The following is a 9237-nucleotide window of genomic DNA, read 5'->3' as shown; positions in this document are numbered from 1 at the left end:
AAGCGTGGTCCTAAACTTCTGATTCCACAGGAGCAGGTCGGGATCAACATCCCGGTCACACGGCAATCCATGTATGTGCTTGGATAGAAAAGTACACTAAACTCTTTTTATGACTGTCTCAAAATAGCTGATTTATTCCGGAAGCAGGGACGGATGCGGGACCATCCTCATACGAGCAACTCACGGTTATGTTTGGCAAGCAAATGGATCCGACGACCATCAATACGAACACTTTTAAATTGACTGGGCCGGGCGGAGTCGTTGTTCCAGGTACGGTGAACTACGATGCAGCCACAACCACCGCAACATACCTACCCACCAGTCCTCTCGTAGCTGGCACCATCTATAATGGGACCATTACCACCGGAGCTAAAGATTTAGCTGGCAATGCGCTCGCAGCTGATTTTACCTGGACCTTTAGAACCCAGGCCGATGGTGACACCGCGGCTCCCTCAGTTCGTTCCACGATTCCCGCAGCAGCTGCTACTGGTGTTTCCATCAACCGCGAAATTTCAGTCATCTTTGGCGAAGAGATGGACCCTAACAGCATCTCCGCCACGACATTTATCATAAGTGCTCCGGGTCCCAGCACCGTTCCAGGCACCATCTCTTATGCAGCAGGTAGCTCGCACGCTACCTTCAAAGCAACCAGCAACCTGGCACCCAACACAATATATACGGTCTCCGTCACCACTGGGGTCAAAGATCTGTCTGGCAATGCCCTGGCAAGCACAGTAGTCTGGAGCTTTACGACGAGTGCGACCATTGCAGCAGGGCCAGCTGCAGTTGTACTTGGAACAGCCGCCGATTATGTTTTGCTTGCCAAGTCAGCAATCTCAACTACCGGCACCACCGCGATCGTCGGCAATATTGGTGTGAGCCCGTCCGCCCAGAGTTACCTCACCGGCTTTTCTGAAGCTCTTGATGCAACGAATCAATTCGCGAAAACGGGCATCGTCACTGGAAAACTTTTTGCTGCCGACATGGCAGTTCCAACCCCAGCGAACCTGACTACGGCCATAGGTAATATGGAAACTGCGTACACCGATGCTGCCGGACGTGCACTTCCTGATTTTACCGAGTTTGGATCAGGAGACATCAGCGGCAAGACCCTCGTCCCGGGCCTCTACAAGTGGGGTACCGGAGTTCTTATGACCTCCAATGTGGTCCTCGCCGGTGGCCCCAATGACGTCTGGATTTTCCAGATTGCGCAGGATGTGACTGTTGCCAATGGCGTCCATATCACCCTTCAAGGCGGTGCGCTGCCAAAGAACATCTTCTGGCAAGTTGCCGGTCAAGTGGTACTCGGCACCACGTCTGTCTTTAAGGGAATCATCCTGAGCCAAACACAAATCGTCTTTCAAACCGGCGCCACTCTCGATGGACGTGCCCTGGCCCAGACAGCGATCACGCTCGACGCGAATGCCATCACTAAACCCGCTCACTAAGCTAACGATTCTTTGAAACGGGCTGAAGGCAATCTTAATTATACTGCCGCTATCGGCTAGCTGGCCTTGAAGATTTGCTGATAGGGGCAGAAATATCTACTAATTGCCAAAGTCCTCGTTTTACCAGGAAAATCCTGACGCCAGCACTAACCCATCGCACGGTGTGGAGAGAAGTCCTCTGTCGGGATACCCATCGAGTTGAGGATAGCAGCGATCTTGTGATAGCCGAACCCCTGGCAGCGCAGTTTTTCTGCCGTAAAAATTCCTCGTTTTTATAAAGTTTTTGCCAAAAAAATTAATATTAACAATAAGTTCGAGGTACGGAGAAATTTGTTCAAGTGGTCCGGGGGATGGTGAGCCATGCTCCTTTTTTCTTGCCTGATAAAAAAATCCCAAAGTAAAAAACCAAAATAGATATGTGCCCGCTTCGCGGTCCCATGGACTTGTTTTTTGGGCCCGCTAGCGCGCGAGGGTTCCCCGCCATTTTCTTCCATTGATTAGTTGAATCTCCTGTGCCATGAGGGGTTCCCCGAAACTTGAGGACTGTGTTTCGTGCGTATTTTCAGTTGGCAAGCCCAATTCCTTATTCAAAATTTAGCCGTTTGAAGCGTCATCAGCCTGTAAATAAATTCTGCAAACTTCTCAATTCCCTGGCCGGTATGGGCAGCTTCCAAAGCGGCGAAGTACTCCAATTTCTTTTCCTTTGGAATAACCGCCCAAGGCAGTCCTCCAGAAACGAGGCTAACATTCAATAGAAATCGGGCTGTCCGGCCATTTCCATCCAGGTATGGATGAACATAAACCTGAACATGATGTGAGAGAACAGCTCTCTTGAAGGGATGATGCTCTGAGCTATAAAGCTCTTGAAAGCTTTCCATGGCATCCATGAGGCTGTGTTGGGATGGTGGGACGTGGTGCGAATCCCGAATGTATATCGATGAATTCCTATAGCCTATGAGGGAAGCCGTTGATCGGCCAAAGGCTTGCGCACTATGTTTGAAAAGTGCCACTCGCCACTCTGAAAGATCTTCAAAAAGGATTTGATTCAGATCTCCTCCAGTATGAATTTTCCGCAGACTTTCTTTCACAAGCAGGAAAGCATCGTGATACCCCAATGCAGCCATAGCATCAACTTGAGATCGGTCGTTCGGGTTGTTGTGCGGGTCAAACTCACCTCGCCCTATTCTGGTGATCAGCTCATCCGTAACGCTATAGCCTTCAATGGAGAGGGAGTTATACGCATCGTTGCTATATAGAGAGTCCATTTTTTGATCAACGTCACCAAAAGGCCTTTTATAGAATTTGTCTGGATTCCCGGCTGCTTCGGGCCAGTTTTCCAATAGCCTTTCCAGTTCCTGACTATGCCTTAGCCACATGTGAGACAGTCGAGCGCCAATGGCCGATTTTCTGACCAATCGAAGAGAACCAAACTTAGGCTCCAGATCCTCTGTCTTGAGCTGTAAACCTGCCGCTTCGAATGCCTTTTCGATCATAGCTGCATCTTTGTCGCGCCCAATTTTTTTGAAACAACTTGTGATCCTCCCGGCCGTGGTTTGCTCTCTTTTTTCAATCAATATATGCGAAAGCAACGAGATATTTCGAACTGACAGTATGGCAGCTTCCAGCGAAGGTGAAGACTGTCTAAAGAAATTGGGGGGCATGGCCGTCAATGAAGCTTCCAAACTAAGAAGCCTTAAATTATCTCGTGTCTGTGCGCGGCGAATTTCATCCTCACTTCCTTTGGAAATAAAAATGGAAGTATCGAAAGGCAGCGAAATTTTGTTGTATGTTGTCTTGCCAATGTTTACATGAAGCTGTTTGGGTATAGAATTGTCTTCGGTTTGAAGCAAAAGCGAATTGGCAGGCGATAACACATAGTCCTGGCCATAGTGTTCGGCTAGATATTTCTGAACAAATTCCCAGTAGTTGCTGAAAAAAGCAATAGTATCCCCAGTCTTTGTGCTTGAAGGATTAAGCAAGGCATACCAACCTGAATAAATTGGAAACACCCAGTTCCCTTTTTTCAGAGTTGTCTGCTCAGTCCGCGATAATGTGCCCAGTTTAAATACATGCCCTCCGTTTGCGGCGGCTTTCGCCGACTTAAGTGCTTCCGCAATTTTCGTGCTGAGGGGGGCTGCTTTTTTGGCCACGAGGAATCTCCTATTAACCCATTGTATTACGCTTTTAATGGGTCATAGATTCCTGCTTATAATAGATCATATATTTTTGCATTTAATAAATCATAGATTACCGTCAATTATATGTAATTATTGTATAATTATATGAATATTAAGGTCGATCCGATAATCCGATTATGGTCTGATTAAATGACGTATAATTCCTATCATGTCAAAATGACGGATAGATTAGATGAACTACCCGCTAAGTCCCAACTATCCAAGTCATATGACTAGTGTAGGGGACCGAGTCGAGGCTTTACTCAGTTGGGCTGTAGCCGACCTGCAGGAAGATTTCCGAAGAGGAGGATTTTTTTGCGAGGCCCTTCGTCAGGGTGTCATTGAAATAAATTTGATCGGCAGTTGAGAAATATTCTGTTTTTCGCTGCGGATGCGGGATGACGTTCCACTGACTACCCGCCGAAAAAGTGAAATCGGACAATTGATACTCCAAGCCTATGCTCAGGCTCGCAAACCGGCTTATGGTTGGTGACAGCGCATAGATTCTATCTCCCGTTTCCCGGCTTCGTGTGGTCAGACTCGTATCGAGGCTTCCACCACCGATACGAAGGAAGGCGAACTCATAGTAATATGCATACTGTATTTCTGTTGTTTGGACGCGAAACTTGTGATCAACCTCTCCAAAAGGCTCGGCTTCACTGAACTTCCGATCCTGAATCATCCGCAGGGAGAGTCCGAGTGATTGTGATTTCCCGATATAATAACCAAGGCGAAGTCCATAAGCGGGCCGACTTTTATAAGAAAGGAAAGAATAACGTTCGGTCGTAGCTGCAATGATCCAGTCCTTTCTTGAGCGCTTAGCCGCTTCCGTCGCTCGTGATCCGGGGGATCGTGTTGGTGAGTTATCCTTAAAAACTAGATCCAGAGGCAATAATATAGTTCGAAGCACAAGATCGGCAGCCAAGGACGCACAGCCCTGTTGCAGAAGTGCCAAGCATAGGAGTGTCATGCGAAATCGAAGTGTCATAGCCGGACATTAAGTGACATCGATATCCATGTCAATAGCATCATCCCATCCACGGCAGCGTCAATCGTCTCCTTTAATAATTGTCGGCCTTACGGAATAGATATGCCCGCTTGTTGCGTTCTCATGAGGCCGTTTTGAGTCCACTGAATACTAGCGCTTCCCGTATGCTATAACCAATCCGCTTTCCGAATTATCCAGATAAGTGTGGAATATAAATATCCAAATGGTGGTTGCAGTCAAATAATTCATAATTATTTCAGGGTGATATTGTTTTTATAGCCTTATAAATTATCTAGATAAATTGAATTTCTGATTATCTCACCTAGGATGACGATGGCGCCTCAATTTTCTCAAATCCAGAATGAATGGCAAGGAAAGTTCGGTGTCATCATCAACTTTTTCACATAGAATGCAAAACGAAAACTCGAAAATTTACAGAGATGATGACATCTAAAAGTATTGCAGCATCGAACGTGCCCGTTCCGACTAGCAACCCCTTAGGACACAAGTTTACACACCCAATGCTCAAAGGATTGGCAGATTCCGAGAGCAACGAATGGGATCTGAGCCTATACCGATGCCAAGGTCGATGGCACTATGAACCATAAACAACAAAATAAACCGATGTTTAAGGAATCACGGATAATCTCCGAGTGCTGCAATGTTTGCGCCGTTCCGTTGTCCACACCGCAGCAACAACAACGGGAAGGAGTTAAACATGTCCAGCACCACTCACAGTCGGATTTCACAGAAGACCTACGTCAAAGCAACCCTATTTCTCTGGACCCTGCGCTTCACGCTCGGAATCGGGATTTTCTTGAACGCGCCCCAGCGTTTGCGCCTGGTTATAATCTTTGCCCTCGCCTCGATCGTTCTCTTCCTCTATCAAATCCCCTTTTTCATCCGGCGTTGTCACGACATCGGTCGATCCGGGAACTGGGCTTGGCTCCTGATGGTTCCCTTTGCCAATGTCTACGTGCATGCTGTCCTGCTATTCCGCGCAGGTGAACCCAAAGCAAATCGATATGGGATGAGACCTATCGACGAGGGATCGGAATTTACAACCCCGCTGGTGGTCTCCATTCTCGTTATGGTTGGTGTCAGCGCATTGTTCGGTTCCTCCTTCAGGAATAAGCTTCAGGGTACGACCCCGCAGCCCCGTACGTTCGATCTAGCCCAAGTCTCGCTGCAAGGCCGCCTGAAACAGAACCCCTGCGATGCGCAAACGGCCTATGATCTCATCCAATCCTATGTGCGCAGTCGGCACTATCAGGATGCAATTGTGCTCGAAAAAACCTTCCACTCCGGATGCAAAAAAGCAGTGATTCAGCTGAAATGGGCTGCCTATGAATCCGCGCTTCGCCTCCAAAACTACGACCTCGCGTCAACCATGATCGACCAATTGATTCACCAGTACCCTAAGGATGCGGACTACTACAACTGGCGCGGGCTGTTGTATGAAAAATTAAAACAGTGGGAGAAAGCAGCTGCAGATTATGAGCAGGTTCTGCGCCTTAAGCCAAAAATCATCAGCGTCCCGCTCAATCTTGTCGACGCCTATCGACTTCTAGACCAACCCTGCAAGGCCCGGGATGTCCACCGGCGCTACGGGGAGACCTATCCAGATATGCTCAAGGATACCGGTTTCGTGGAATTGAGTCAGAAACTGGAGCAGGACTGCACGACGCGATCACCGTCGTGATCACGGTGCACGCTCGATAAGAAAACCGTGGAACGTATTCTCGGCAATCCCGCCGGTCAGTTGCGGTTGCAGAAAGATCGAGTCCTATAAGTTTCTTTGAACGATTGTTCATTAAATTGACCAAAATTGACGATTTTGTGCATTTTTATAAACAAAACATTATTTGAAATCCGACAGACGACGCCATATTGCCAAAGTGACATATGTGGAGAAATTTGTCCAAGGATCCAGCTCGCTGGCTCAAGATCAATATTGATATTAAAATCAAGTTCGCCAGAGCTACTTGTTCTCACGACGTCACTCCTCCATACTCAAGGCGCATTCACAATGCACAGGCGAGCCGAATACGGCCGCTCATGGGAGTAAACGATGAGAAAGATCAATTGGATTGCAAACTATCGAATCGTAATGATCAGTCTATTCTTATTTTCCGGCCCTTACTTGCAAGGTGAGGCTCGAAACCCGCCCGCGGATGCCGCAATGAACACAAGTCTGTTGAAGCAGGAGACGCTGCAGACGGCTTTTGAACATCTCCAGGCTGCCGAAGTTTTGGAATCCGCGTATATCGGCAAGGCCGGCGCACCATCGGAGAATCTTCAGGACCTCCGGATCATTATTAAGAGCAGCGAGGCTGAGCCCACACTTTTCGCACTCTATGAAAAAGGGAATTTAACGGCCAAAATGTATGCCATCATTGGCCTGCAGCTTCTGCAAAAGAAGGATCAGGCCCAGGCGTTAATTACTGATGCCCAGCAATTCCCGGAAGAAAAAGTTACGACGATCGAAGGCTGCCTTGTTTTTGATAGAACTGTGCAGGAGGTTCTGAAGGCCATTGAAGACGGCTATTACGTCGAGTCGTTTGGCGAGACGCGTTAAGACTGAGGGAGATGATTGGAGGTGTCGAGAGGTCACATCCTAACGAATCGAATCAGCCTATCAAATTTCCTTTGATCAGCTTCCCTCAATGCATTGATGTATTCGTTTCGAAGGGCACTGACTTGATCCAGACTTTCGGAATATGTTTTCGCTCCCCAGGTAAAGGGTTCCTGGTCGTTCGCGGTCTGTACAATCTCAGTGGCAAGGCGCGCATGACGTCCGTTGCCGTTAGGGAAAGCATGGATCGCAACCATCTTGTGATGAAATCGGGCTCCAATTTCATCCCAGGAATAGGTATTGTTTTCAATCCAGTACTGTGTATCTCTCATTAGGGCACTCATTTGAACAGGAATTTGTTGCCAATGCACTCCAATGGACTTATCAGTCAATCGATATCTCCCAGCCCATTTCCAAACATTCTTGAACATGCGTTTGTGCAGCTCGATCATGAACGTGTCGGTTAAATATTCCTTGGGCTTCTTCTTGAACATCCAGGTTTTGGCTTCGAGAATATTGCCTTGTTCCAGAACATTCAACTCACCTTGGGTTGAAATGTAGTTAGGAATGAGACCAAGCAGCTCATCAGGATCGAGTGGAGTGGATCCAGGCATGTATTCTATGGGGAATGGGTGGTCTGTCATATCAGACGACCCAAAGCCGAGGATCAAGTGCTTCCTTGAGTTCCTTTGCAAGCTGATTTATCTGATCATCCATGCTTTGGTGATCGACACCTTGACCTTCCATTTTCATACTATGGCTGACTTCTTTTGTTATACGCTTGGCCAGTATGAGAGCTTTTTCTTCCAGCAACGCGTTAAGACTTTCATGCTTCGCAGGGAGAATGGCATAAATAAACTTGCAGTCCATAGCATGAGCCACTTTTTGCAGTGATTCGAGTGTTGCGCTTCCTTCCATTTCACCTTTTTCCATACGCAAGATGACTTGGTGCGTTACTCCAAGTCTTTCGCCCATCTGCCTTGTGGAAATTCCTAGACCGGTACGGATTGCTTTAAGCCAACCTGATCTGGGTCTAGGTATATTTTTCAATAAAATTAAGTCCTTAATCTTCTTATCAAGGATTTTTTGCTGTGTTTGAATGTTCTTTTTTGATAGTTTCATGATCTTATGGTGTCTTAAGATCGACCATAAGTCAACATTATGGTGTCTTATAGAACACCTTAATGGCCAATAATGGTGTCTTATAGAACACCATAAATTGCCCCTAAGCACACTATTGGGCCCCTGCCTGGATCTTTTAACAGCGATCTTTTAATGTGAGCCCATGCAGAGGGGATTGAAAATGAGCTCAGGGCCAGATCGCACAAAGTATGTCCATTGGGATCAGTTTCGGAGCGGAATCAGCTATCAACCGGAACCCCCTGAAATCCTAAGAACTGAGTTTTTGCAGCATGACACTGGCAAAGAACGCACTCTTGTCCTGGCGCTTGATTGTGGACCTCAGATTGAACGCCAGGATTTAATCCTCCGTTTTTATTACTGCGAAAAATCGTCCAGCGACAAGCGCCGCAGCCTGAAACCTTATACTCTGCGTGGTGAACTTGAACCCTCGTTTACCGATGAGCATGACCAGGAATTGATACGCCGTCTCAAAAAAGAATTTGATGGCTTCGTCGACATGCGTGGCCCTGCGCGCTCCACAAGATTACAGTTCGCCTCCAGTCGCGACTTCATGCAAGGTGTGCTGCTGTCGCCTGCCGAAGCCTTGGGCATGCTTCAAGATCTGGATCAAAAAAATAAACTTTTTGCTCTTTCCGCGGATCGGAAACGCGAACCGACACCCCTTAAAGCCTCGGCAGATGTATGGAGCGTTGCGGCTGAACTTGTGCCGCACGATGCCGAGCATCTTCGCTTTCACATCCATCTCCGTAATGGTGATTCCAGTCTTGACCCGGAAACCGTGCAATTGTTAGCCGGTGGACGGTTCATGATCCACCGCGATTGGATTGCGCCCTGCTCCATGTCCGAACGCTGTCTCAAGGAATGGATCGAACGCCTGCAGGATGGACCTGCTGTGCTCATTCCCAG

At 47.6% G+C, this 9237-nt stretch carries 9 protein-coding genes; 4 read left to right on the top strand and 5 right to left on the bottom strand.

The genetic code is table 11. The annotated features are described in order from the left end of the window. The first annotated feature begins 134 nt into the window (after positions 1-134). Entirely contained in the window at positions 135-1448 is a 1314-nt protein-coding gene (locus tag VE954_RS02845) for an ice-binding family protein (protein WP_324949454.1), read from the top strand. Positions 1449-2035: 587 nt separating this feature from the next. Here VE954_RS02845 and VE954_RS02840 read toward each other — a convergent pair. Beyond that, positions 2036-3598: a Fic family protein gene (locus VE954_RS02840; RefSeq protein WP_324949452.1), complete on the bottom strand. Its 1563-nt coding sequence runs from the start codon at positions 3596-3598 to the stop codon at positions 2036-2038. A 286-nt stretch (positions 3599-3884) separates the two neighbouring features. Then, positions 3885-4550, bottom strand: a complete 666-nt coding sequence (locus VE954_RS02835) for a hypothetical protein (RefSeq protein ID WP_324949450.1) — start codon at positions 4548-4550, stop codon at positions 3885-3887. 781 nt (positions 4551-5331) lie between these two features. On the opposite strand from VE954_RS02835, the gene VE954_RS02830 reads away from it, so the two are divergent. After that, positions 5332-6315: a DUF805 domain-containing protein gene (locus tag VE954_RS02830; protein ID WP_324949448.1), complete on the top strand. Its 984-nt coding sequence runs from the start codon at positions 5332-5334 to the stop codon at positions 6313-6315. Between the two features lie 56 nt (positions 6316-6371). On the opposite strand, the gene VE954_RS02825 is transcribed toward VE954_RS02830, so the two are convergent. After that, a complete protein-coding gene (locus VE954_RS02825; RefSeq protein ID WP_324949446.1) occupies positions 6372-6608 on the bottom strand; it encodes a hypothetical protein in 237 nt (78 codons plus the stop codon). A gap of 76 nt (positions 6609-6684) precedes the next feature. Here VE954_RS02825 and VE954_RS02820 point away from each other — a divergent pair, with 76 nt between their 5' ends. Continuing rightward, a complete protein-coding gene (locus tag VE954_RS02820; protein WP_324949444.1) occupies positions 6685-7191 on the top strand; it encodes a hypothetical protein in 507 nt (168 codons plus the stop codon). A gap of 32 nt (positions 7192-7223) precedes the next feature. On the opposite strand, the gene VE954_RS02815 is transcribed toward VE954_RS02820, so the two are convergent. Next, positions 7224-7832, bottom strand: coding sequence for a mobile mystery protein B (locus VE954_RS02815; RefSeq protein ID WP_324949442.1), 609 nt, complete (start codon positions 7830-7832; stop codon positions 7224-7226). A gap of 1 nt (position 7833) precedes the next feature. Next, on the bottom strand, positions 7834-8310 hold the full coding sequence (locus VE954_RS02810) for a mobile mystery protein A (protein ID WP_324949440.1): 477 nt from the start codon (positions 8308-8310) through the stop codon (positions 7834-7836). Between the two features lie 181 nt (positions 8311-8491). Between VE954_RS02810 and VE954_RS02805 the strand changes: the two genes are divergently transcribed. Then, positions 8492-9237 (top strand): hypothetical protein (locus VE954_RS02805; protein ID WP_324949438.1); only part of this gene is annotated, 746 nt, incomplete at its 3' end.

The organism is Oligoflexus sp. (genome assembly GCF_035638955.1).
Lineage (GTDB): Bacteria > Bdellovibrionota_B > Oligoflexia > Oligoflexales > Oligoflexaceae > Oligoflexus.
This window is presented reverse-complemented; position numbering and strand designations above follow the sequence as displayed.